The organism is Pseudomonas sp. FSL R10-2964 (genome assembly GCF_009600035.1).
Taxonomy (GTDB): Bacteria; Pseudomonadota; Gammaproteobacteria; order Pseudomonadales; family Pseudomonadaceae; genus Aquipseudomonas; species Aquipseudomonas bubulae.
Genome location: NZ_WIWH01000001.1, coordinates 78,227 through 102,566 on the forward strand (window position 1 = coordinate 78,227; position 24,340 = coordinate 102,566).

The 24,340-nt window shown below is 58.9% G+C and carries 21 protein-coding genes; 10 read left to right on the top strand and 11 right to left on the bottom strand.

What is annotated here, in order from left to right; all coding sequences use genetic code 11:
- Window positions 1–7 precede the first annotated feature (7 nt).
- From GHN92_RS00380 to GHN92_RS00390, 3 genes are all read right to left on the bottom strand, one after another.
- The gene (locus GHN92_RS00380; protein WP_095001111.1) at window positions 8–946 is read right to left on the bottom strand and encodes a MerR family transcriptional regulator; all 939 of its coding nucleotides are present in this window, start codon (window positions 944–946) and stop codon (window positions 8–10) included.
- Between the two features lie 2 nt (window positions 947–948).
- Window positions 949–1,917: a DUF523 and DUF1722 domain-containing protein gene (locus tag GHN92_RS00385; protein WP_095001112.1), complete on the bottom strand. Its 969-nt coding sequence runs from the start codon at window positions 1,915–1,917 to the stop codon at window positions 949–951.
- Between the two features lie 172 nt (window positions 1,918–2,089).
- Entirely contained in the window at window positions 2,090–3,076 is a 987-nt protein-coding gene (locus tag GHN92_RS00390; protein ID WP_095001113.1) for an NAD(P)/FAD-dependent oxidoreductase, read from the bottom strand.
- A 192-nt stretch (window positions 3,077–3,268) separates the two neighbouring features.
- Between GHN92_RS00390 and GHN92_RS00395 the strand changes: the two genes are divergently transcribed.
- Both GHN92_RS00395 and hemH read left to right on the top strand, forming a co-directional pair.
- Window positions 3,269–4,171 (top strand): TIGR01777 family oxidoreductase, encoded by a 903-nt coding sequence (locus tag GHN92_RS00395; protein ID WP_095001114.1) that lies wholly within the window; start codon window positions 3,269–3,271, stop codon window positions 4,169–4,171.
- 13 nt (window positions 4,172–4,184) lie between these two features.
- Window positions 4,185–5,210: a ferrochelatase gene (gene hemH / locus GHN92_RS00400; protein WP_095001115.1), complete on the top strand. Its 1,026-nt coding sequence runs from the start codon at window positions 4,185–4,187 to the stop codon at window positions 5,208–5,210.
- Between the two features lie 106 nt (window positions 5,211–5,316).
- Here the strand turns inward: hemH and GHN92_RS00405 are convergent, their stop codons facing one another.
- Both GHN92_RS00405 and upp read right to left on the bottom strand, forming a co-directional pair.
- Window positions 5,317–6,594 (bottom strand): uracil-xanthine permease family protein, encoded by a 1,278-nt coding sequence (locus GHN92_RS00405; RefSeq protein WP_095001116.1) that lies wholly within the window; start codon window positions 6,592–6,594, stop codon window positions 5,317–5,319.
- 1 nt (window position 6,595) lies between these two features.
- On the bottom strand, window positions 6,596–7,234 hold the full coding sequence (gene upp / locus GHN92_RS00410; protein WP_095001117.1) for a uracil phosphoribosyltransferase: 639 nt from the start codon (window positions 7,232–7,234) through the stop codon (window positions 6,596–6,598).
- A gap of 164 nt (window positions 7,235–7,398) precedes the next feature.
- On the opposite strand from upp, the gene GHN92_RS00415 reads away from it, so the two are divergent.
- Window positions 7,399–7,956, top strand: a complete 558-nt coding sequence (locus GHN92_RS00415; protein WP_095018249.1) for a hypoxanthine-guanine phosphoribosyltransferase — start codon at window positions 7,399–7,401, stop codon at window positions 7,954–7,956.
- A 64-nt stretch (window positions 7,957–8,020) separates the two neighbouring features.
- On the top strand, window positions 8,021–8,962 hold the full coding sequence (locus GHN92_RS00420; protein WP_095023081.1) for an AEC family transporter: 942 nt from the start codon (window positions 8,021–8,023) through the stop codon (window positions 8,960–8,962).
- Between the two features lie 2 nt (window positions 8,963–8,964).
- On the opposite strand, the gene GHN92_RS00425 is transcribed toward GHN92_RS00420, so the two are convergent.
- The 6 genes from GHN92_RS00425 to gatC form a co-directional block, all read right to left on the bottom strand.
- Window positions 8,965–10,437 carry a PhoPQ-activated pathogenicity-related family protein gene (locus tag GHN92_RS00425; protein WP_133144315.1) on the bottom strand — a complete coding sequence of 491 codons (1,473 nt, stop codon included), beginning with the start codon at window positions 10,435–10,437 and terminating at the stop codon, window positions 8,965–8,967.
- A 137-nt stretch (window positions 10,438–10,574) separates the two neighbouring features.
- Entirely contained in the window at window positions 10,575–11,615 is a 1,041-nt protein-coding gene (locus tag GHN92_RS00430; RefSeq protein WP_095018248.1) for a calcium/sodium antiporter, read from the bottom strand.
- A gap of 47 nt (window positions 11,616–11,662) precedes the next feature.
- On the bottom strand, window positions 11,663–12,034 hold the full coding sequence (locus tag GHN92_RS00435; RefSeq protein WP_095018247.1) for a septal ring lytic transglycosylase RlpA family protein: 372 nt from the start codon (window positions 12,032–12,034) through the stop codon (window positions 11,663–11,665).
- A gap of 77 nt (window positions 12,035–12,111) precedes the next feature.
- Window positions 12,112–13,557: an Asp-tRNA(Asn)/Glu-tRNA(Gln) amidotransferase subunit GatB gene (gatB, locus tag GHN92_RS00440; protein WP_095018246.1), complete on the bottom strand. Its 1,446-nt coding sequence runs from the start codon at window positions 13,555–13,557 to the stop codon at window positions 12,112–12,114.
- A gap of 10 nt (window positions 13,558–13,567) precedes the next feature.
- Complete coding sequence (gene gatA, locus GHN92_RS00445; protein ID WP_095001123.1) at window positions 13,568–15,019, bottom strand: Asp-tRNA(Asn)/Glu-tRNA(Gln) amidotransferase subunit GatA; 1,452 nt, start codon at window positions 15,017–15,019, stop codon at window positions 13,568–13,570.
- Between the two features lie 15 nt (window positions 15,020–15,034).
- Window positions 15,035–15,322 (bottom strand): Asp-tRNA(Asn)/Glu-tRNA(Gln) amidotransferase subunit GatC, encoded by a 288-nt coding sequence (gene gatC, locus GHN92_RS00450; protein WP_016781778.1) that lies wholly within the window; start codon window positions 15,320–15,322, stop codon window positions 15,035–15,037.
- A gap of 210 nt (window positions 15,323–15,532) precedes the next feature.
- Here gatC and mreB point away from each other — a divergent pair, with 210 nt between their 5' ends.
- The 6 genes from mreB to GHN92_RS00480 all read left to right on the top strand — a co-directional run bounded on the left by mreB (window position 15,533) and on the right by GHN92_RS00480 (window position 24,332).
- A complete protein-coding gene (mreB, locus tag GHN92_RS00455) occupies window positions 15,533–16,570 on the top strand; it encodes a rod shape-determining protein MreB (protein WP_002555108.1) in 1,038 nt (345 codons plus the stop codon).
- Window positions 16,571–16,713: 143 nt separating this feature from the next.
- Window positions 16,714–17,784, top strand: coding sequence for a rod shape-determining protein MreC (gene mreC, locus GHN92_RS00460; RefSeq protein WP_095001124.1), 1,071 nt, complete (start codon window positions 16,714–16,716; stop codon window positions 17,782–17,784).
- A complete protein-coding gene (gene mreD, locus GHN92_RS00465; RefSeq protein WP_095001125.1) occupies window positions 17,785–18,273 on the top strand; it encodes a rod shape-determining protein MreD in 489 nt (162 codons plus the stop codon).
- Between the two features lie 51 nt (window positions 18,274–18,324).
- Window positions 18,325–18,930 (top strand): nucleoside triphosphate pyrophosphatase, encoded by a 606-nt coding sequence (locus tag GHN92_RS00470; RefSeq protein WP_153379143.1) that lies wholly within the window; start codon window positions 18,325–18,327, stop codon window positions 18,928–18,930.
- Window positions 18,931–18,986: 56 nt separating this feature from the next.
- Window positions 18,987–20,444 (top strand): ribonuclease G, encoded by a 1,458-nt coding sequence (gene rng, locus GHN92_RS00475; protein WP_095001127.1) that lies wholly within the window; start codon window positions 18,987–18,989, stop codon window positions 20,442–20,444.
- Window positions 20,445–20,519: 75 nt separating this feature from the next.
- Window positions 20,520–24,332, top strand: coding sequence for a YhdP family protein (locus tag GHN92_RS00480; protein WP_133144313.1), 3,813 nt, complete (start codon window positions 20,520–20,522; stop codon window positions 24,330–24,332).
- The last annotated feature ends 8 nt before the right edge of the window (window positions 24,333–24,340 follow it).

Here is a 24,340-nt window from a genome sequence, read left to right on the forward strand (position 1 = left end):
TCATTTCCTAGCGATAAAGGCCGAGTTGGCTGAGGCGTTGATGGGCCTCTACCGGGTTGTGGGCCAGATACAATCCTGCGATCTCGGTTGTACTTACGGACAACTGGTCGAAGTGGATGCATACCGTCGGTCCGGCGATCAGGATCGGGCAGTCGATACCCTGCAGCAGTCGGGGCAGTTGATGGGTATTGAGGGTTTTGCTGGAGTACAGCACCACGGCGCGGGGCTTCAAATGCTCGACAGCCAGGCCCAGTTCGCCGCCGGGCACAGGTGCGTCGAAGACTTCGACCGGGCAGTGGCTGCTGCTGACCAGCAAGGCGGTCAGCCACAGTTGCGGCTCGAAGGGCAGGTCGGAATGATTGATCAGCAGTACCGGCGCGCCCTTGAGCGAACGGTTGTTGTGATAAATCCGTGCCCCCAGCTTGCTGCGCAGCCAGGAGTGGAAAAACACCCGCTCCAATTGCGCACCGAACTGCCCTTGCCAGCGTTGTTCCAGCTCGCTCAAAAGAGGCAGCAGCAGTTGTTCACAGAGCGGGCGGGCGGGGTAGAGCGACATTGCCTGGTTAAAGCAGTCGTCGAGGCGGCGTTCGGCCAGCTCACTGATGGCTTCAATCATGGTTTGCCGCCACGCCTGCCAGTCGCTGTCAGGTGCCGGGGCGAGAGTCGGCGGCGCGTTGAGTAGCGGCTTGATCTGGCTGACCGACACGCCACGGTTGAGCCACAACAAAATCTGCTGGATGCGCTGGATATGCTCGGTCGAGAACAGGCGATGGCCCTTGGCCGTGCGGTGCGGCACGATCAAGCCGTAGCGGCGTTCCCAGGCACGCAGGGTCACGGCATTCACACCGGTGATGCGCGACACTTCGCGGATGGGCAACCAGCCTTCGGCCAGTGCCTGGCTGTAGTCCGTACCAGGGGTGTTGGACATGATCAGGTCATCATTCATGGTCAGATGGCATTACGCAGGCTGAGGTCTTCCGGGTGCGGCTGCAGGTAAACCTGGCGCGAGATGTACGGGTGGGGGTGCAGGCGAAAGTGATGTTTGAGCAGGGTCAGCGGGACCACCAGTGGCACGATGCCGTGCAGGTACTGGCCAATCAGTTGCTGGACTTCCTGCTTGTCTTCGGCGCTGATGGCTTGCTTGAGGTAGCCGCTGATATGTTGCAGCACATTGGTGTGGGTGCGGCGGGTGGCGCATTTTTTCAGGGCTTTCATCAGTTCGCTGAAGTACTGCGGTGCAATGCCCATAGGGTCTTGCTTGCCAAGGCTGCCGAGCAGGTTGCCGAGGGTTTTGTACTGCACCGGATGATGGGCCATCAGCAGATATTTGTAGCGGGCATGAAACTCGGTCAGTGAGCGGCGGGTAACGCCCTGTTTGAGCAGTGCCTGCCAGGCGCTGTAGGCGTACACCCGGGTCATGAAGTTTTCCCGCAGCACCGGGTCGTTCAAACGGCCGTCTTCTTCCACGGGTAAATCGGGTTGAGCGTCACAGAATGCCCGGGCGTAGATGCCGCGCCCGCTCAGTTCGGCAGGGCGTCCGCCGTCCTGATACACCTTGACCCGCTCCAGGCCACAGGAAGGTGACTTCTGCATGAAGATGTAGCCGCAGATATCGGTGTGCGCCGCGGCCATTTCCACGCCGTAGTCGTGCAGGGGCCGGGTCACGTCCAGCGTGCTGTCGACCGTGCCGACAGCCTGGGGTTGTAAGGGGTTGCCCACCAATCGCACCGGCTGGCGCGGAATACCCAGACCGATGGCGACCTCGGGGCAAAGCGGGACAAATTCGAAGTGTTGGGTCAGGGCCTGGCTGCACAGGCGTGACTCTTTATGCCCGCCGTTGAACCGCACTTCAGCCCCCAACAAGCAGGCGCTGATGGCTATTTTGGGTTTGTGCCGGGCAGATGCGGGGCTGGGCATGTGACGAACCTCCAAGAATTACTTGTACATCTTTTTGGTGATGTACAACTTGAGTTCATCATATGCCAGATGTTGTACAAGTCAAATTTCTTGTACAGGTATTTGGAGCGTTGTTAATCCCGCGTAGCAGCTGCTCGTTCCTGCGGCAGCTGCTGCGGCGCGTGTTGTGGCTTCAATCCAGATGCTCGATCAGCCGTCGCGCTGCTTCCTGGCCGCTGAGCCAGGCGCCTTCCACGCGACCTGACAAGCACCAGTCACCACAGGCATACAGGCCCAGATCGGAGTCGGCCAGCGCGCCCCATTCATGCGCCGCAGCAGGGCGGGCGTAGAGCCAGCGGTGGGCCAGGCTGAAAATCGGTGCGGGAGTAGGGAAGTGCATCAACTCGGCAAATGCGCCGTGCAGATGTTCGATCACTGACTCTTTGGGCAGGTCGAGGTTCTGTTTGCTCCAGGCACTGGTGGCGTGCAGGACCCAGGTGTCAGGCTGGCTGTCGCGCCCGGGTTTGCTGCGGTTACGGGCCAGCCAGTCCAGCGGGCTGCCTTGCACGAAGCAGCCTTCCATGGGCGTGTCGAGGGGGGATTCGAACGCCAGTGCCACGGCCCAGGCCGGTTCCATTTTCACACCGGCAGCAGCGCTTGCGAGCTTGGGTGCGCTGGCCAGCAGGGACGTGGCTTGTGGTGCCGGAGTGGCGATGATGACGTGGCTGAACGGGCCGTGTTCCTCACCTTCGGCATCCAGCAAGTGCCAGCGTTTTTCGCCGCGTATAAGGTCGGTGATCTGGCAGGAGAAACTCACGGGCAAATGGCCCAGCAGGCCTCGGGTAATGGCGCTCATTCGCGGCGTGCCCACCCAGCGGGTTTGCTCGTCGGGTGAGGGGCTTAACAGGCCATTTTTATAGTGGTACAGGTGCGGTTCCCACTCGGCGGCCCAGCCTTCGGCTTGCCATTGCTGGACTTCATCGACAAAACGGCGGTCGCGTGCGGTGAAATACTGAGCCCCCAGGTCCAGTACCCCGACATCACTGCGCTTGCTCGACATGCGTCCACCGCTGCCCCGGCTTTTATCGAACAGTTGAATTGCGTGCCCCGCCTTGTGCAGGGCATTTGCGGCTGACAGCCCGGCTATGCCGGCACCGATAATTGCGATGGGTACAGTCATTGTGGCCCCCGATCTCTGTTTGCACAGACTACGCCGTCGGCAATACCTGTACAATTATGTTTTTTAGTATAGGTTTTAGTGTTTGTTCCAGATCCATGTGGCCTATTCTTAAATCAGCTCAACGACCGATAAAAGGTCTTTATATAAAAATAGACCAGTGCTCCCGATAAAACTCCTTGTGAGGATCAACTCATGCACATTTTGCTGACCGGCGGTACAGGCTTGATAGGGCGTCAGCTCTGTCGTCACTGGCTGGCGCAAGGCCATCGCCTCAGTGTGTGGAGCCGTCGCCCCGAACAGGTGGCTCAATTATGCGGTGCCCAGGTCAAAGGGATTGCCCTGCTTGAAGAGCTTGGTGAGGAGCCGATTGATGCGGTGATCAACCTGGCCGGCGCGCCGATTGCCGATCGGCCCTGGACCCGCAAGCGCAAGGCTTTGTTGTGGAGCAGCCGCATCACCTTGACCGAGACCCTTGTGGGTTGGTTGCAAAGTCGTGCGCAAAAGCCTTCAGTGCTGGTATCGGGTTCGGCGGTGGGCTGGTATGGCGACGGTGGTGAGCGCGAGCTGACAGAAGAGTCGCCGACGGTGAGTGAGGATTTCGCCAGCCACTTGTGTATTGCCTGGGAAGAGACCGCTCAGCGGGCACAGGTTTTGGGGGTGCGCGTGGTACTGGTGCGCACGGGGCTGGTGCTGGCGGCCGAAGGCGGCTTTTTGTCGCGCCTGTTGTTGCCGTTCAAGCTGGCGCTGGGCGGGCCGATAGGCAATGGTCGGCAATGGATGCCGTGGATTCATATCAATGACCAAATCGCCCTGATTGATTTTCTTGTGCATGAGAATGCCGCAAGCGGTCCTTATAATGCCTGCGCGCCGCATCCGGTACGCAATGGCGAATTTGCTCAGGTGCTGGGTCGCGTGTTGCACCGCCCGGCCTTTATGCCCATGCCTGCCTTTGTGTTACGTGTGCTGCTCGGCGAGATGGCCGGTTTGTTGCTGGGTGGTCAGCGGGCTCAACCGGCAAAACTGCTGGCAGCGGGTTTTACTTTTCAGTTCACCGATTTGCGTGCGGCGCTCGAAGATGTCGCCGCCCGCCCCTGAAATAGGAAGTTGCATGACCGATCACGCGCTGTTGCTGGTTAACCTGGGTTCGCCGGCGTCTACTTCGGTAGCGGATGTACGCAGCTACTTGAATCAGTTTTTAATGGATCCGTACGTCATCGATCTGCCGTGGCCGGTGCGACGCTTGCTGGTGTCGCTGATTCTGATCAAGCGGCCCGAGCAATCGGCCCATGCCTATGCCTCGATCTGGTGGAAGGAAGGTTCGCCGCTGGTGGAACTGAGCCGCCGTTTGCAACAGGCCATGACCAAAGAGTGGAGCCAGGGCCCGGTCGAGCTGGCAATGCGTTACGGCGAGCCATCGATTGAAACCGTGTTGACCCGTATCGCTGCGCAGGGCATCAAAAAGGTCACTCTGGCGCCGCTTTACCCGCAGTTCGCCGACAGCACCGTGACCACGGTGATTGAAGAGGCCAAGCGGGTGGTAAAGGCCAAAAAGCTGCCTGTCCAGTTCTCCATCCTGCAACCGTTCTATGATCAGCCCGAATACCTCGATGCTCTCGTGGCAAGTGCCCAACCGCATCTGGAGCAGGATTACGATCACTTGCTGCTGAGCTTTCACGGCTTGCCCGAGCGGCATTTACACAAGCTGGATCCGACCGGCAACCACTGCTTCAAAAATGATGACTGCTGCAAGAATGCATCGCCTGCGGTACTTGCCACCTGTTATCGGGCGCAGTGTCTGCGCACCGCACAGGCCTTTGCCGAGCGCATGGGCTTGCCTGAAGGGAAGTGGTCGGTGGCGTTCCAGTCCCGTCTGGGCCGGGCCAAGTGGATTGAACCCTACACTGAGGCGCGTCTGGATGCGTTGGCCAAGCAAGGGGTAAAGAAAATTCTGGTGATGTGCCCGGCGTTTGTGGCCGATTGCATTGAAACCCTGGAAGAGATTGGCGATCGCGGACGCGAGCAGTTTATCGAGGCAGGGGGCGAGGAGTTGGTGCTGGTGCCGTGTCTCAATGACCACCCGCAGTGGGCGCAGGCGTTGAACACGTTGTGTGAGAGGGCGCCGCTGGCCCTGTAGAAAACCCCTGTGGGAGCGGGCTTGCTCGCGATGCAGTCAACGCGGTCTATCTGTTGGATAGAGGTGATGCCATCGCGAGCAAGCCCGCTCCCACAAGGATTACAGGTCAGATGACGGGGCCGTCACCTTTTTTCTTGTGCTTCCAGCTGTCATTGCCCGGCAGGATCAGGTTCAGCGCAATCGCCACAATGGCGCACAGCGCGATGCCTTTGAGACCGAAGTCCTCAGGCCCCATCCCCGTACCGATCAGTACGCCGCCAATCCCGAATACCAGGGTCACCGAGACGATTACCAGGTTGCGTGCTTCGCTCAGGTCGACTTGATGGCGGATCAGGGTGTTCATGCCCACCGCCGCAATCGAACCGAACAGCAGGCACAGAATCCCGCCCATCACCGGCACTGGAATGCTTTGCAGCAGTGCGCCGAACTTGCCGATAAATGCCAGGCTGATGGCGAAGATCGCCGCCCAGGTCATGATTTTCGGGTTGTAGTTCTTGGTCAGCATCACCGCGCCTGTCACTTCGGCGTACGTGGTGTTGGGTGGGCCACCCAGCAAGCCGGCTGCAGTGGTGGCAATGCCGTCACCGAACAGTGTGCGGTGCAGGCCCGGTTTTTTCAGGTAGTCGCGACCGGTTACGCTGCCTACGGCAATGACACCGCCGATATGTTCAATGGCCGGGGCAAGTGCCACGGGGACGATAAACAGAATCGCCTGCCAGTTGAACTCGGGCGCGGTGAAGTGCGGTAGCGCAAACCAGGGGGCGGCGGCGATCTTGGCGGTGTCGACAACACCGAAGTAGAACGCCATGCCAAAACCTACCAGCACGCCGGCAATGATCGGCACCAGACGGAAAATCCCTTTGCCGAATACGGCCACGATCAAGGTGGTCAGCAGTGCTGGCATCGAGATCAGCATTGCCGTCTGATAGTGAATCAGCTCGGTGCCATCTTCAGCGCGACCCATGGCCATGTGTGCAGCAATGGGTGCCATCGCGAGGCCGATCGAGATAATCACCGGGCCAATCACCACAGGTGGCAGCAGGCGGTCAATAAAACCGGTGCCCTTGAGCTTTACCGCGAAACCGAGAAAGGTGTACACGAAACCGGCTGCCATCACGCCGCCCATGGTCGCGGCCAGGCCGAACTGACCCTTGGCGAGAATGATCGGAGTAATGAAAGCGAAACTCGAAGCCAGAAAGACCGGCACCTGGCGCCGGGTCACGATCTGGAACAGCAGAGTCCCGAGACCCGCCGTGAACAGCGCAACGTTAGGGTCCAGGCCTGTAATCAAAGGCATCAACACCAACGCGCCAAAGGCCACGAAGAGCATCTGCGCGCCAGATATGATCTGGCGCCAGAGCGGGTCGTTGAACTCGTCCTGCATGTTAAATGTCCTTTTGCTTGGTGCCGAAGATCTTGTCGCCGGCATCACCCAAGCCCGGAATGATGTAGCCGTGCTCGTTCAAACGCTCATCAATGGAGGCGGTGTAGATGGTTACGTCCGGGTGAGCGGCTTCAACAGCTGCAATCCCTTCAGGCGCAGCAACCAGCACCATGGCGCGGATTTCCTTGCAGCCTGCTTTTTTCAGCAGATCAATGGTGGCAACCATCGAGGAACCGGTGGCCAGCATCGGGTCGATAATCATCGCCAGACGCTCGTTGATTTCCGGGACCAGTTTTTCCAGGTAAGTGTGGGCCTGGAGGGTTTCTTCATTGCGGGCAATGCCGACAGCACTGACCTTGGCGCCCGGGATCAGGCTAAGGACGCCTTCAAGCATGCCGATACCTGCACGCAGGATCGGGACGACGGTAATTTTCTTACCGGCGATTTTTTCAACTTGAACAGTGCCACACCAGCCGTCGATATCGTAGGTTTCGAGGGTCAGGTCACTGGTGGCTTCATAGGTCAGCAACGCGCCGACTTCCTGAGCGAGCTCGCGGAAATTCTTCGTGCTAATGTCAGCACGACGCATCAGGCCGAGTTTGTGACGGATTAGCGGATGGCGTATCTCACGGATAGGCATAGGGAAAAACTCCGGGGGCAGGCAAAAAAACCGGCCTAGATTAATCTAATCCGGGGTGATGTCCTACAGACATTACTGCACGTTAGTCCATAAATGCTTGATCTGAGCCAAGCGGATGCGTACCTTTGCCCGCTTTTCTTGCACAACACCCCCTGGAGAGCGTCATGTCTGCTGATCTCGAGCATATCCGTCAAATCATGCGAGAGGCTGACTGCCTGTACACCGAAGCTGAAGTCGAGGCAGCCATTGCCCGCGTTGGCGCGCAAATCACGGCTGAAATGGCCGAGACCAATCCAGTGGTATTTTGTGTGATGAACGGCGGCCTGATTTTTTCCGGCAAGCTGCTTACCCATCTGCAATTTCCGCTTGAAGCGTCGTATTTGCATGCGACACGCTATCGCAATGAAACCACGGGTGGTGACCTGTTCTGGAAAGCCAAGCCTGAAGTCTCGTTTATAGACCGTCATGTACTGATCATCGATGACATCCTCGATGAAGGTCACACCCTGAGCGCGATCGTTGATTTCTGCAAACACGCCGGTGCCCGTCAGGTGCATACCGCGGTATTGATCGACAAGGAACATGACCGCAAGGCGCGTCCTGACCTGAAGGCCGACTACACGGGCTTGCCTTGCATTGACCGTTACGTGTTTGGCTATGGTATGGACTACAAAGGCTACTGGCGTAATGCTGCCGGCATTTATGCCGTCAAAGGTATGTAATAAAGGTCGTTGAAGCTGACCCCTGGAAGGCTTCAACCTGTCCTGTCTTCACGAGAGCGCCGACATGCTGGCTATATTCCTTCAGACGCTCTCCATTACGGCTCCCGTGTTTGCCATGCTGTTTTTAGGCGTGGTGCTCAAGCGCGTGGGCTGGATCAATGACAACTTTATCCATACGGCGTCGGCATTGGTGTTTAACGTCACCATGCCGGCGTTGTTGTTTTTGGGTATTTTGCACGCCGACCTCAGGGCTGCCTTGCAGCCCAAGGTGCTGGCGTATTTTGTCGCGGCGACCCTGCTCAGCTTTGCCCTGGCGTGGGGCTGGTCAATCTGGCGCTGCCCGCGGGAAGATCGCGGCATCTACACCCAAGGCGCTTTTCGCGGTAATAACGGGGTTATCGGCCTGGCTCTGGCGGCCAGCATGTACGGCGACTACGGGATTTCACTGGGGGCAGTGCTCGCCGGCCTAGTGATCCTGCTCTACAACACCCTGTCGACCATCGTATTGGCGGTTTACAGCCCGGTCATCAAGTCCGATCCGTGGAGTATCTGCAAAAGTGTGGTCAAGAACCCGCTGATCATCAGTGTTCTGGCTGCAGTGCCCTTTGCGCTGTTCAAGATCAGCTTGCCTGGCTGGTTGCAGGCATCGGGTGAGTATCTGGCGGCGATGACCTTGCCGCTGGCGCTGATTTGCATCGGTGGCACGCTGTCATTGGCGAGCCTGCGCAAAAGTGGCGACATGGCGCTGAGCGCCAGCCTGGTGAAAATGGTCAGCATGCCGCTGCTGGCAACCCTCGGCGCCTGGATCTGCGGTTTTCGCGGGCCGGAACTGGGGATTTTGTTCCTGTACTTCGCCAGCCCTACGGCGGCTGCCAGTTATGTCATGGCGCGGGCAGCCAATGGTAATCACGAGCTGGCAGCAGCGATTATCGTGATCACCACCTTGATGGCGGCTATCACCACCAATATCGGGATTTTTGTGTTGCAGTGGGGCGGCTGGATTTAATCTCAGGCTGGATCGTTCAGGTTTCTGCATGCAGACCCGATTTGTTTGGGTGTCCAGGTCGGATAGGTGTGCGGCAAAACCAGTACAGGCGTACTGATGACCAGGCCGTCGGCCATCGTGGCCTCTATGTAGTTGGCGCTCCAGCCCTCTTCGGGTGAGTTCAACTCAACGGTAAGCGTGTTGTTTTCGGTCATGACAATCGGGGTGGCTTCGTACCTGATACCGCAGGCCAGTCGGAAATCACGATCATTGAGATTGAACGCGCGCCATTGAACCAGTTTGGTGGGGCGTTCAGAAAACCCAAGTTGCATTTTTGAACTTCCGGATTCGGTTTTTTCGATGGTTGTCAGGGTCGGTAATGGACGTTTCTGTTGCAGTCGGTTGGTAAAAGCAATCAACGAACTCTCGATAAATGCCTTGATCCCGTAATGGCTTGCGTTGGGTGCGACACGGAGCATTTTTGTTCCAGGCAACGCGTCAAAATAAAACCGTGCGTTGTCCGGGAGAAAAAAGTCATCGCTGCTGGCATTCACGATGTACTTGGGGATTGTCATCCTGTCGGTTGATGATTTGACATAGAGCAGAGGGTCTTCTATCTGCATCAGTTTGTCGAAATCAGCCGTTTCTAACTGTTGCGTAATGCCTTCGTGGTGATAGGCATTGAAAGCAATCGGCCAGCTTTTACCATAAGCACCATAGGTGTGTTTCAGAACCGCTTTGGTGTTGAGAATATCGATAACAAAGGGAGCTATTGCGCTCACCCGCGAGTCTGTCAGCGCCGTCATCCATACCGCCCACCCCCGTTTGGACGCGCCGCTAGCAATAAAACGATCTATTTGCCATGGCTTGAGCTCCTGCTGGGCAAGGTCCATGGCTTTGACCAGTGTGAGCATCATGGGAATGTGCAGCGAAAGAAATGGCCGGGTCTCAGGGTTTTTTAGAAACAGAGACCAGCTATGGGCCACGCTGTCATCTTCGCGACGCGCCAGGTCATCATCGGCATAGGTCAGGTACTGATTCGGGATATTGCTGACAGAGACCACAATGGTTTGCGTTTGCCGGGCAATGCCGAGTGCCATTTCTTCGGTAAAGTCTGTTGAAGGTTGCAGGGGTTTGTCGGTTGCAGGGATATTGATCCCGTTATTGGCGATCAATAGTGCCTGGCTATTCAATGCAGCTTGCGGAATATAGATATCGACAGTGTGAACCCAGTCGGTCGGGCGAGCGAAGTCATGCCCTGTCCAGCGCTGGGACTGAAGCTCGAAGCGACGTCTTTCCACCCCGGGAAACAATGTTGAGCCGATGAACTTGTGCGTCAGCGCCTGATCAGCTCGAGCCTGTTTGTAGCAGCCCAATACTTTACTGAAATCTTGACCGTTGTTGATAAAGCAGGTCATCGCGGCATCCGATGCGTAACTGCAACCGCTTGTCAGCAGGGTGAGGGCGAGTAAAACGAGGGAGCGAAGTGAGTTCATGGCAGGCCCGTAAATACCAGAGGCGCATGTATCGCGCGGCATCCTCCATGTTTACGGGAGTTATCTAAATACTTCAGCAGGATGTACCTGTCTTTGTTGTAAGTTTTGTTCCTGCATTAAGTGGTAGTCACCACGCCTCAATGTTGTCGGCGCCATGCACGCAAAGTGCTGAACAGCAGAAACAGCGACAAAGCCGGCAGAATGTAAAACAGCATCAGATGCTCGAGCTTGCCTGCCAGCGGCATGCCGGTGGTGAATGACACTACGTGCAGGCCATACGCCAGATACAAGCCGAGAAACAGCAAGCCTTCTGCCCGTGTCACCCGATAGCCGCTATAGAACACCGGCAGGCACAGTGCTGCCACGCCCAGCATTACCGGCAGGTCGAAGGCCAGTGCATTGGGCGACACCGACAGTGGCGCGGGCGCCAGCAGGGCGGTGAGCCCCAATACGCCCAGCAGGTTAAACACGTTGCTGCCAATGACGTTGCCCACCGCAATTTCACGCTGGCCGCGAAATGCAGCAATCAGGGAAGTGGCCAGCTCGGGCAGTGAGGTACTCACAGCGATGATGGTCAGGCCGATGATGCGTTCGGACAGGCCCAGCTCTGACGCCACCTCGACGGCAGCGCCCAGCAGCAGGTGGCCGGCAAAGCCGAGGAGGAGCAAGGCGCAGCCCATCTGCGTGAGTGTGCGTAGCCATGAAGCGTGAGGGGTGTCGCGGCCGGGGTGGTGGTGACCGCTGTGGCGGGATTGGTGCAGCAGCAAGAACAGGTACACCAGCAAGCCGACCAGCAACAGTGCGCCGTCCAGGCGGTCGAGTTGATGGTTCAGGGCCAGTGCAAACACCATGATGCTGGCGAGAATCATCAACGGGATGTCCAGGCGCACCAGCTGTCGCGACACCCGCAGTGGAATAATCAGCGCCGAAAGCCCGAGGGTGACGAGGATGTTAAAAATATTGCTGCCAATAACACTGCCCACGGCAATGTCCGCGGTGTCATTGAGCGCGGCCTGCAGGCTGACCGTCATCTGGGGGGCGCTGCTGCCCATTGCTACCACGGTCAAGCCGACCAGAAGTGGCCGTACCTTCAATTTGCTCGCAATGTGCTCTGCGCAGCGCACCAACAGCTGCGCACCTGCAATCAACAGCACCAGGCCGCCGAACAGTTGCAGCACGCTCCACGCAGATAATGCGTTCAAGCCGAAAATAGTGACCCCCTCGCTTAGTCGCTCAAGCCCTGGACCCGGACTTTAGCCGTGCCACTGCGCAGCATATCCAACTGCCTGGCGGCCTGGCGTGAAAGATCGATCAAGCGGCTGCGGGTATGCGGGCCGCGGTCATTGATGCGTACCACGACGGATTTGTCGTTGCTCAAGTTGGTGACCAGTACCCGCGTCCCGAAAGGCAGGGCGGGATGGGCAGCGGTAAGGGCATTTTGGTCGAAAGGTTCACCGCTGGCGGTTCGCTTGCCGTGGTGGCGAGCGCCGTAATAGGAGGCAATGCCGGTTTTGTCATAGCCGCGGGGGTCTATGTCATGGCTGGCACAGCCGGCGAGCAAGCTGAGCAGGGCGCAGGCGCCGAGTAGCTGCTTCATGGGGGAATCCTTCTGTTGCGGGAAATAACCACAAAAATCTGTGGGAGCGGGCAAGCCCGCTCCCACAGTTGAGTGGCTTAGCCTTCGAGTTTGCTTTTCAGCAGCTCGTTGACCTGTTGCGGGTTAGCTTTGCCTTTGGACGCTTTCATCGCCTGGCCGACAAAGAAACCGAACATCTTGCCGCGCTTGGCTTCGTCTGCCGCACGGTATTGCTCGACCTGCTCTGCGTTGGCCGCCAGCATTTCGTCCAGCACCTTTTCAATGGCGCCGCTGTCGGTGACTTGCTTGAGACCGCGCTTTTCGATGACCTCGTCAGCGCTGCCCTCGCCATTGGCCATTGCTTCAAGCACCACTTTGGCAATCTTGCCGGAGATGGTGTTGTCCTTGATGCGCTGCAGCATGCCGCCCAGCTGTTCGGCGCTTACCGGTGACTGGTCGATGTCCAGGCCTTGCTTGTTAAGCAGGCTGCCCAGCTCAACCATGACCCAGTTGGCCGCCAGCTTGGCGTCGCCGCTGATGCTCACGACTTTTTCGAAGTAGTCCGCCTGTTCGCGGCTGGAGGCCAAAACGCTGGCGTCGTAAGCCGACAGGCCGAACTGCGACTGGAAGCGCTCGCGCTTTTGCGGTGGCAGTTCTGGCAGGGTGGCGCGAACCTGTTCGATAAACGCATCTTCGATCACCACCGGCAGCAGGTCCGGATCGGGGAAGTAACGGTAGTCGTTGGCTTCCTCCTTGCTGCGCATGGCGCGGGTTTCGTCCTTGTTCGGGTCATACAGGCGGGTTTGCTGGATAACCTTGCCGCCGTCTTCGATCAGCTCGATCTGGCGCTGGATTTCGCTGTTGATCGCCTTCTCGATAAAACGGAACGAGTTGACGTTCTTGATCTCGCAGCGGGTGCCGAACTCGGCCTGACCCACCGGGCGTACCGATACGTTGCAGTCGCAACGCAGCGAGCCTTCGGCCATGTTGCCGTCGCAGATACCCAGGTAACGTACCAGGGCGTGCATGGCTTTGACGTAGGCCACGGCCTCTTTGGCGCTGCGCATGTCCGGTTCGGAAACGATTTCCAGCAGCGGTGTGCCCGCGCGGTTCAGGTCGATGCCGGTGGAGCCGCTGAAGTCTTCGTGCAGGCTTTTGCCGGCGTCTTCTTCAAGGTGCGCGCGGGTAATGCCGACCCGCTTGACGGTGCCGTCTTCCAGAGTGATGTCCAGGTGACCCTTGCCGACGATCGGCAACTCCATCTGGCTGATCTGGTAGCCCTTGGGCAGGTCGGGGTAGAAATAGTTCTTGCGGGCAAACACGTTGTGCTGACCGATCTCGGCATCTACTGCCACGCCGAACATGACGGCCATGCGCACGGCCTCCTGGTTCAGTACCGGCAATACGCCGGGCATGCCCAGGTCTACCAGGCTGGCCTGGGTGTTCGGTTCTGCACCAAAGGTGGTGGCACTACCGGAGAAAATCTTCGATTGGGTGGCGAGCTGGGAGTGAATTTCCAGCCCGATCACAACTTCCCATTGCATATGTTTCTCCTCAGAAGCCGGCAGGTGAGCGCGTGTGCCAGTCAGTGTTCAACTGATACTGGTGGGCGACGTTGAGCAGGCGACCTTCCTGGAAATAAGGTGCAAGCAACTGCACGCCCACTGGCAAGCCATCGACAAAACCGGCTGGCATCGACAGGCCCGGCAGGCCCGCGAGGTTGGCGGTGATGGTGTAGACGTCTTCCAGGTAGGCGGAAACCGGGTCGCTGTTTTTAGCGCCGATTTTCCAGGCCGGGTTAGGCGTGGTCGGGCCGAGGATGATGTCGACTTCGTTGAATGCCGCCATGAAGTCGTTTTTGATCAGGCGACGGATTTTTTGCGCCTGCAGGTAGTAAGCGTCGTAGTAGCCCGCCGACAGGGCGTAGGCCCCCACCAGGATCCGGCGCTGTACTTCCGGGCCAAAGCCCTCGGCGCGCGAGCGCTTGTACAGGTCAGTGAGGTCCTTGGGGTTTTCGCAGCGATGGCCGAAGCGCACACCGTCAAAACGCGACAGGTTGGACGAGGCCTCGGCAGGTGCGATGACGTAGTACGCAGGAATCGCGTGCTGCATGTTCGGCAGGCTGATCGGCTTGATCACGGCGCCGAGTTTTTCCAGTTCCTTGATGCTGTTGTGGATCAGCTCGGCGATACGCGTGTCGAGGCCTTCGCTGAAGAACTCTTTAGGCACGCCGATACGCAGGCCTTTCAGCGAACCATTGAGGTTGGCGCTGAAGTCCGGTACGGGTTCGTCAATGCTGGTGGAGTCTTGCGGGTCGAAACCGGCCATGCCTTGCAGCAGGATGGCGCAGTCTTCGGCCGTGCGAGCCAGCGGGCCGGCCTGGTCGAGGCTGGAGGCGTAGGCGATCATGCCCCAGCGCGAAACGCGACCGTACGTCGGTTTCAGGCCTGTGAGGTTGGTCAGGGCTGCCGGCTGTCGGATAGATCCGCCAGTGTCGGTCCCCGTCGCGGCAGGCAACAGGCGGGCGGCAACGGCGGCGGCCGAACCACCCGACGAACCGCCGGGTACGTGGTCAAGGTTCCACGGGTTTTTGACCGCGCCGTAGTAGCTCGATTCGTTGGCCGAACCCATGGCGAACTCGTCCATGTTGGTCTTGCCCAGGCTTACGGCGCCGGCAGCGGCCAGCTTGGCTACCACTGTGGCGTCGTACGGTGCCTTGAAGTTGTCGAGCATCTTCGAGGCGCAGCTGGTGCGTACGCCCAGGGTGCAGAACAGGTCCTTGTGAGCGATCGGGGCGCCCAGCAGGGCACCGCTTTCACCGTTGGCGCGGCGTGCGTCAGCGGCCTTGGCCTGCTCCAGGGCAAGGTCTTCGGTGAGGGTGATAAAACTGTTGAGCTGAGGATCGAGCTGGGCGATACGCGCCAGCAGGGTCTTGGTCAGCTCTTCGGAAGAAAACTTTTTATCGGCGAGTCCGCGGGCGATCTCGGCCAGAGTCAATTGATGCATGCAGGCGCTTTCCCTTTACTCGATGACTTTCGGAACCAGATAGAGGCCGTTTTCGACCGCAGGTGCGATGGACTGATACGCCTCGCGATGATTGCTCTCAGTCACGACGTCTGCACGCAGGCGCTGGCTGGCTTCCAGTGGGTGGGCCAGAGGCTCGATACCGGTCGTGTCGACGGCCTGCATCTGATCAATCAGCCCCAAAATGCTGTTAAGGGCTTCGGTGGTGCGTGGAATATCGGCATCATTGAGGCCAAGACGGGCCAAATGTGCGATTTTTTCCACGTCGGAGCGGTCTAGCGCCATGGGATTCTCCAGTGGAAAACAGGACGGATGCTATCCGTGTGTTAGATTGTCGGAACACTACCGCATTTCTACGGTCATATGGCCGCGATTGTGGGTGTTGGTGCTCAGAAAAGCGCCCAATTTAACATATTGGCGCCTTGCCCAAAATCCCTGTCGTTGTTAGAGTTTGCCGCACTTTTTTACCCACGCGTTGCCTAGGGTCCCTTTCCCATGTTCAAGAAACTGCGTGGCATGTTTTCCAGCGATCTTTCCATCGACCTGGGCACTGCCAACACCCTTATTTACGTGCGCGAGCGCGGTATTGTCCTGAATGAGCCATCAGTTGTGGCTATTCGGACACACGGTAACCAGAAAAGTGTCGTTGCTGTCGGCACCGAGGCCAAGCGCATGCTTGGCCGTACACCGGGCAACATTGCTGCCATTCGTCCGATGAAGGACGGCGTTATCGCCGATTTCAGCGTTTGCGAAAAAATGCTGCAGTACTTCATCAACAAGGTGCATGAAAACAGTTTCCTGCAACCTAGCCCGCGAGTCTTGATTTGCGTGCCTTGCAAATCGACTCAGGTAGAGCGTCGCGCCATTCGTGAATCGGCACTCGGTGCCGGTGCCCGTGAAGTGTTCCTGATCGAAGAACCAATGGCTGCGGCCATCGGTGCAGGCCTGCCGGTTGAAGAAGCTCGTGGCTCGATGGTTGTCGATATCGGTGGCGGTACCACTGAAATCGCGCTGATCTCCCTGAACGGTGTGGTTTACGCCGAATCCGTACGGGTAGGTGGCGACCGTTTCGACGAAGCAATCATCACCTATGTGCGCCGTAACTACGGCAGCCTGATCGGTGAATCGACTGCCGAGCGCATCAAGCAGGAAATCGGCACTGCCTACCCGGGTGGTGAAGTACGTGAAGTCGACGTACGCGGCCGTAACCTGGCAGAGGGCGTACCACGTGCCTTCACCCTGAACTCCAATGAAGTGCTCGAGGCTCTGCAAGAGTCGCTGGCAACCATCGTTCAGGCCGTGAAAAGCGCGCTGGAACAGTCTCCGCCAGAGCTGGCTTCGGACATCGCCGAGCGTGGCCTGGTACTGACCGGTGGTGGCGCCTTGCTGCGTGACCTCGACAAGTTGCTGGCTCAGGAAACCGGTCTGCCGGTGATTGTTGCCGAAGACCCGTTGACCTGTGTTGCGCGTGGCGGTGGCCGTGCGCTGGAAATGATGGATAAACACACGATGGATCTGCTCTCCAGCGAATAAGATCGCGTGGTGCAGCCCTTTCGTTATCATCAGAAGGTAGCACTTTGCAGTGCTGCCTTTTGGCGTTTATCTTCTGTCAATCTTCATCCAGGCCGCTTGAAGCCGTATGAATAAATTGAACACCTGCCCGGGAGGAGCGGCTTATTAAACCGCTCTTTTCCAAAGGCCCCTCATTGGGCGTGCGCTTTCTGGTGCTGGTCGTGCTATCGGTCGCGCTAATGGTAGTGGACGCTCGCTTTACGTTACTCAAGCCTGTGCGCAGCCAGATGTCTCTGGTACTGATGCAGTCCTACTGGATCACCGATCTGCCGCAGCGTTTGTGGCAGGGCGTGGCCAGTCAGTTCGGCAGCCGCACTGAGCTGGTGGCTGAAAACGAGAAACTCAAAACCGAAAACCTTCTGCTTCAGGGGCGCATGCAAAAGCTGGCGGCCTTGACCGAGCAGAACGTTCGCCTGCGCGAGTTGCTCAACTCTTCGGCGCTGGTCAACGAAAAGGTCGAAGTGGCCGAACTGATCGGCATGGATCCCAACCCCTTCACTCATCGCATCATCATCAACAAGGGTGAACGTGACGGCGTTGTGCTGGGCCAGCCGGTACTCGATGCCCGCGGTCTGATGGGGCAGGTGGTTGAGTTGATGCCCTACACCTCGCGTGTCCTGTTGCTGACCGATACCACCCATAGCATTCCAGTGCAGGTCAACCGTAACGGGTTGCGGGCGATTGCCAGCGGTACGGGCAACCCCGAGAGCCTTGAACTGCGTCATGTTGCCGATACGGCGGATATCAAGGTGGGTGACCTGTTGGTCAGCTCGGGCCTGGGGCAGCGCTTCCCGGCCGGTTATCCGGTGGCAACGGTAAAGGAGGTGATTCACGATTCGGGTCAGCCCTTTGCCATTGTGCGGGCCGTGCCGACGGCAGCCCTGAATCGCAGCCGTTACCTGCTGCTGGTGTTCAGTGACAGCCGTACCCCTGAAGAGCGGGCCAACGATGCGGCCAAGGCTCAGCAGGCTGAACAAAACGGTGAACCGCCGCCGATCATTCCGGCGACGGTGCCCAAGCCGGTTGCGCCTGCAGCGGCCGTTATCCCGGCGGCTGTGGCTCCAGCTCCGGCGGCTGTTGCCGAGCCCAAGACCGTGAAAAAACCTGCGCCCGCTGCAACCCCTGCCGCCAAGCCGCCAGCCGCCGTGCCGGCCACTACCCGGGAGAGGCAATAAATGGCGAGTACCCGTTCGCGTAACGGCTGGATCATCTGGCTGACATTTGCCATTGGCCTGTTGCTCAGTATTTCACCCATGCCCCAGTTCATGGAAATCCTGCGCCCGCTCTGGCTGGCATTGCTACTGGCTTTCTGGGCCTTGTACATGCCGCACAAAGTGGGCATGGTCACCGCGTTTTGCCTGGGGTTGGCGGAGGATGTGCTGTATGGCACGTTGCTGGGGCAGAACGCCCTGACCCTGACCCTGATTACCTTTCTGGTGCTGTCCCTTCAGCAGCGCTTGCGGGTGTTCCCGATGTGGCAGCAATGCCTGGTGCTTCTGGTTGTGTTCGGCCTGGCGCAGCTTGCCCAACTGTGGCTCAGTGCGTTGACCGGCAATCGCCAGCCAACGCTGGCGCTGGTGTTGCCGGGTGTGGTCAGTGCCCTGCTGTGGCCCTGGGTCAGTTACGGGCTGCGCGGGCTGTGCAGACGCTTCAAAATCAATTAACCGGATACGAGCCATTTCCTGGTTTGTGCACCTCGACAGGGAGATGTCTTGATGACCTCGCTTTATCTGGCCTCTGGCTCACCGCGCCGACGCGAGTTGTTGACTCAGATCGGCGTGCCGTTTGAAACGGTCAGCGCAGCCATTGACGAAACTCCCTTCCCGAATGAATCCCCTGTGGCCTATGTCGAGCGCCTGGCGCGCGAAAAGGCCCAGGCCGGGCGCCAACAATTGCTGACGACCATGCCGGACGGTGCGTTTTACGTACTGGGGGCTGACACGGCCGTGGTGCTCGATGAACACATTCTCGGTAAACCGGTCGACGAGGCCGACGCCTTGGCTATGCTCATGGCGCTGTCTGGCCGGGAGCATGAGGTGTTGACCGCGATCGCGATTATTGACGCCGGGCGCTGTGAAACCCGAGTGGTACGCAGTCAGGTACGCTTTAGAAACATCAGCAAACAAGAAGCCAGCCTGTATTGGGCCAGCGGTGAACCCCTGGACAAAGCCGGTGGCTACGCCATTCAGGGCTTGGCTGCGGTGTTTGTGGCGGGCCTGAATGGCAGTTATTCCGCCGTCGTGGGCCTGCCTGTGTGCGAAACCGCAGAACTGCTCGGGCATTTCGGCATACCCTGTTGGCAAAACCTTACCGTGCGCTGAAAACGGCACCTACGAGACGTGGCACTACTGTGATGACGCCTGAACGAGACCCAGCCATGAGTGAAGAGATCCTGATCAACATCACGCCGATGGAATCGCGCGTGGCAGTGGTAGAGAACGGTGTTCTGCAAGAGGTGCATGTCGAACGTACCCAGCGCCGGGGCATTGTCGGTAATATCTACAAAGGCAAGATTGTCAGGGTTTTGCCCGGCATGCAGGCTGCCTTTGTGGATATCGGTCTGGATCGTGCTGCTTTTATTCATGCCTCCGAAATTTCCCTGCGTGAAGGCCAGGCCGTTGAAAGCATCGGTACGCTGGTGCATGAAGGCCAGAGCCTGGTGGTGCAAGTCACCAAAGACCCGATAGGTTCAAAAGGTGCGCGCCTGACGACTCAACTGTCGATACCCTCGCGCTACCTGGTGTATATGCCGCGCACCGCCCATGTCGGCATTTCGCTGAAGATCGAAGACGAAGCCGAGCGCGAACGCCTTAAACAGGTGGTCAGTGATTGCGTGGCCCAGGAAGGCATCAAGGAAGCCGGCGGGTTTATCCTGCGTACGGCGGCCGAAGGTGCCGGGGCGGATGAGATCCTGATGGATATTCGCTACCTGCGTCGTTTGTGGGACCAGATCGGTGCCCAGATCAAGACGGTGGGCGCGCCGACGGTGATCTACGAAGACCTGGGCCTGGCGCTGCGTACATTGCGTGATCTGGTCAGCCCTAAGATCGAGAAAATTCGCATCGATTCGCGGGAAACCTTTCAGAGGACCACGCAATTTGTTGCCGAACTGATGCCGGAAATCGCCGACCGCCTTGAGCACTACCCGGGCGAACGGCCGATTTTCGATTTGTACGGCGTTGAAGACGAAATCCAGAAGGCCCTGGACCGCAAGGTACCGCTCAAGTCCGGCGGTTATCTGGTGGTCGACCCGGCTGAGGCTATGACCACCATCGACGTCAACACCGGCGCGTTTGTGGGGCATCGCAACCTTGAGGAAACCATCTTCAAGACCAACCTCGAAGCGGCTACCGCGATTGCCCGGCAACTGCGCCTGCGCAACCTGGGCGGGATCATCATCATCGACTTTATCGACATGGAAGATGAAGAGCACCAGCGCCAGGTGATACGCACCCTGGAAAAACAGCTGGAGCGTGATCACGCCAAGACCAACATCATCGGCATTACCGAGTTGGGTCTGGTGCAGATGACCCGCAAACGTACGCGCGAGAGCCTGGAGCAAGTGTTGTGCGAGCCGTGCGTGTGCTGCCAGGGCCGGGGAAAGTTGAAAACCCCCGAAACCATCTGCTATGAAATCTTCCGTGAGATCCTGCGAGAGGCCCGGGCTTATCAAGCGACCGGCTATCGTGTGCTGGCCAACCAGAAAGTGGTGGATCGTTTGCTGGACGAAGAGTCAGGCAATGTCGCGGAGCTGGAAGGGTTTATCGGTCGCACGATTCGTTTTCAGGTCGAAACCATGTACTCCCAGGAACAATACGACGTGGTGCTGCTCTGAAGTATCTAGCGTCACATAGCGTCGAAAAGGGGCTGAAACCGGCCCCTACGATCAATATTTAAGGGGCCACCTGACATGGAGCGTCTGACACGCTTTTTTGCCGCGCTGACCCGTTGGGGGCTGGGCGCGTGCGCTCTGGTTTTGGTCCTAACGGCGTTGTACGTCAGTATCGGCCGTGAATTGACCCCCCTGATCGCCGAATACCGCGTTGAAGTGCAGAGCAAAGCCCGCGAAGCGCTGGGCATGCCATTGACCATTGGCAGCCTGGAAGGAAGCTGGAGCGGCATGGCGCCGGTATTGAAGGCCCACGACGTCATGGTCGGTGAGGGCAACAGCGCCCTGCGTCTGGATGAAGTGCAGGTGGTGCCCGATGTGTGGGCCAGCCTGTTGAACCGTGATATCCGTATTGGTCACGTGCAACTCAATGGTCTGCAACTGAGCTTGCGCCAGGATGAACACGGCCACTGGGCACTCGAAGGGCTGCCGGTGCAGGATGACCAGCCGCTTGACCCTGAGCAGTTGCTCAACCAGCTGCAACGTGTGGCGCGGTTGTCGGTGCTCGACAGCCAGGTGACCCTGGAACCCTACAAACAATCCCCGCTGACCCTGACTTATGTCGGGCTGACGCTGGACGTCGGCGCGTCGGACCAGCGTCTTGATGCGCGGCTGACCTTGCCCGATGGCCAGCCCGTGGCGCTGAGCCTCAGCACACAGGTTCAGGCCAGCCACTGGCGTGACGGTGCGGCCCAGGCCTATGTGAGCCTGCCGCAAAGTGATTGGGCCAAGTGGCTGCCGGCCACGCTGATCGCACCGTGGAAAGTCTCCGAGCTCAAGGCTGGAGGCGAGTTCTGGTTCAACTGGAGCCAGGGCTCGGTACAGAGCGCGGTGGCGCGCCTGAATGCGACCCGGTTCAGTGGTGCCTATGCCGATCGCAAACCCGAGACCATCGAGAACCTGGCGCTGCATGCCTGGGCTGAGCGCGGCAAACAGGGTTTCAGGGTGGTGCTCGACTCACTGGCCATGAACCTGGGCAAGACCCGTTGGGAAACCCGTCTGCAACTGCAGCAGTTCGCGGCCACCGACAAGGAGCAGGAGCGTTGGCACCTGCAGGCCGACCGCCTGGACCTGACCCCGATCACGCCGCTGATGGACTCACTGGCCCCCGTGCCGGAAGCCGTCGCCAAAGTCATCGATCAATTGAGCGTTACCGGCACCTTGCGCAATGTGCTGGCTGATTATCGACCAGCAGCCACGGACGATCAAAAAATCAGCTTTGCGGCCAATCTGGAGCAGGTCGGCTTCAATGCCACCCACGGCGCTCCGGCGGCGCGCAATGTCAGTGGCCTGATCAGCGGCGACCTGGGCAAGGGCGAACTGCGCCTGGACAGCAAAGACTTCATGCTGCACCTCGACCCGATCTTCGCCAAGCCCTGGCAATACCTGCAAGCCAATGCCCTGCTGACCTGGACCCTGAACAAGGACAGCTTCACCCTGATTGCGCCCTACATCAAAGTGCTGGGGGAAGAGGGCAATATCGCGGCCGACTTTTTGATCCGCATTCACCTTGACCATTCCCAGGAAGATTACATGGACCTGCGGGTGGGCCTGACAGATGGCGACGGCCGTTTTACCCCCAAGTACCTGCCTGAAGTACTGAGTCCGGCGCTTTCGGAGTGGCTGAGCACGGCGATTATCAAAGGCGCAGTCGAAGAGGGCTTCTTCCAGTATCAAGGTTCGCTGAGCCATGACGCCGTTGCGGCGGCGCGCAATATCAGCCTGTTTTTCAAGGTGCATGGCGCAGAACTGGCGTTCCAGCCTGGCTGGCCCCATGTGCGTAACGTGTCGGGCGATGTGTTTATTGAAGATAGCGGTGTGCGGATCATGGCCAGCAAAGGTCAGCTACTCGACACCCGTGTGCGTAACGTGGCTGTCAGCATCCCGCATGTGCCTGCCGGCAAGGTCAGCCATCTGTTTCTGGATGGCGACTTTGAGGGCGGGCTGGGGGACGGTCTGAAAATTCTTCAGGAAGCACCGATAGGTACCGCAGAAACGTTCGCTGGCTGGCAGGGTGAAGGTTCGCTGAAGGGCCGTGTTGATCTGGACATCCCGCTGGAAAAGGGTGTGGAGCCAAAAATCCTGGTGGACTTCAACGTCGACAAGGCGCGCCTGAAAATCAGCGAACCCGAGCTTGAACTGACCCAGCTCAAGGGTGACCTGCGCTTTGACAGTGCCAAGGGCCTGAGCGGCAAGGGCATCAGCGCCCGGGCGTTCGATCGCCCGATCACCGCGCAGATCTTTGCCGACGGCAAGCCTGGCCGCATCAGCACCCGGGTGGTGGCCAGCGGTCAGGTGGGGGTGAAAAAACTCACGGACTGGCTCAAGTTCAATCAACCGATCCCGGTAAGCGGTGACTTGCCCTATCAGTTGCAACTGACCCTGGACGGTGCCGACAGCCAGTTACGCGTCAGCTCCAGCCTCAAGGGCGCGGTGGTGGATTTGCCGGCACCCTTCGGGCTGGCGGCCAATGAAAGCCGCAACAGCGTGTTTCGCATGACTCTGCAAGGGGCCGAGCGGCGGTACTGGTTTGACTACGGCGACCTGGTCAACCTGACCTTTGCTGCCCCCAATGGCAAGTTTGAAGACGGGCGTGGCGAGTTGTTCCTGGGCGATGGCAAACCCGTTTTGCCCACGACCAAGGGCCTGCGCATTCGCGGCGTGCTGTCGGAGCTGGACGTCGCCCCCTGGCAGGCGCTGGTCGAACGATATGCCGGCAATGACCCCGGCGGCAGCGCCAAGCAACTGCTCAGCAGTGCGGACTTTAAAGTCGGCAAGTTGATTGCCTTCGGCACCCAATTGGATCAGGTGCGCCTGGTCATGAAGCGCGTCGCCGCCTCCTGGGCGCTGCAAATCGACAGCAAGCAGGCCATCGGCGCCGTGACCCTGCCGGATGCGAACAACGCACCGATTGTGGTCAACATGCAGACCATTCGCCTGCCTGCGCCTGATCCCAAGACGGTGGCAGACGAGAATGCCCCCGACCCGCTGGCTGCGGTCGACCCGCGCAAAATACCGGCCCTGGACATCATTATTCGCCAGCTCTACCAGGGGGCGGACCTGCTTGGTGCCTGGTCACTCAACATTCGACCCAACAGCCGGGGCATCAGCCTTACCAGTCTCAATCTGGGGCTCAAGGGCATGCTGCTTGAAGGTTCGGGCGGCTGGGAAGGCGTCGTGGGTAACAGCAAAAGCTGGTATCAGGGGCGCCTGGGTGGCGGCAACCTGGCCACGGTGCTGAAGAACTGGGGCTTTGCCCCCAGCGTCACCAGCGACAACTTTCATGTGGACATCGATGGCAACTGGCCCGGTTCGCCAGCGTGGATTGGCCTCAAGCGTTTCTCCGGCACACTGGACGCCTCGCTCAACAAGGGGCAGTTTGTGGAAGTCGACGGCAGCGCCCAGGTGCTGCGCATTTTTGGCTTGCTCAACTTCAACGCCATTGGCCGTCGTCTGCGTCTGGACTTCTCCGACCTGTTCGGCAAGGGCCTGAGCTATGACCGGGTCAAGGGCGTGCTCAATGCCCGCAGCGGCGTGTACAGCACAGGCAAGCCGATCCTGATGACCGGGCCGTCCACCAATCTGGAACTTAACGGTACATTGAACATGGTCACCGACCGGGTCGACGCCAAGCTGCTGGTGACCTTGCCCGTGACCAATAACCTGCCCCTTGCAGCGCTGTTGGTGGGCGGGCCGGCAGCGGGCGGGGCGATGTTCCTGCTCAACAAGCTGATCGGTGACCAGGTGTCGCGCTTCGCCAGCGTGCAATACAGCATCCAGGGCCCGTGGAACGATCCGAAAATCACCTTCGACAAGCCTTTCGAGAAACACTAGGAGCGCAG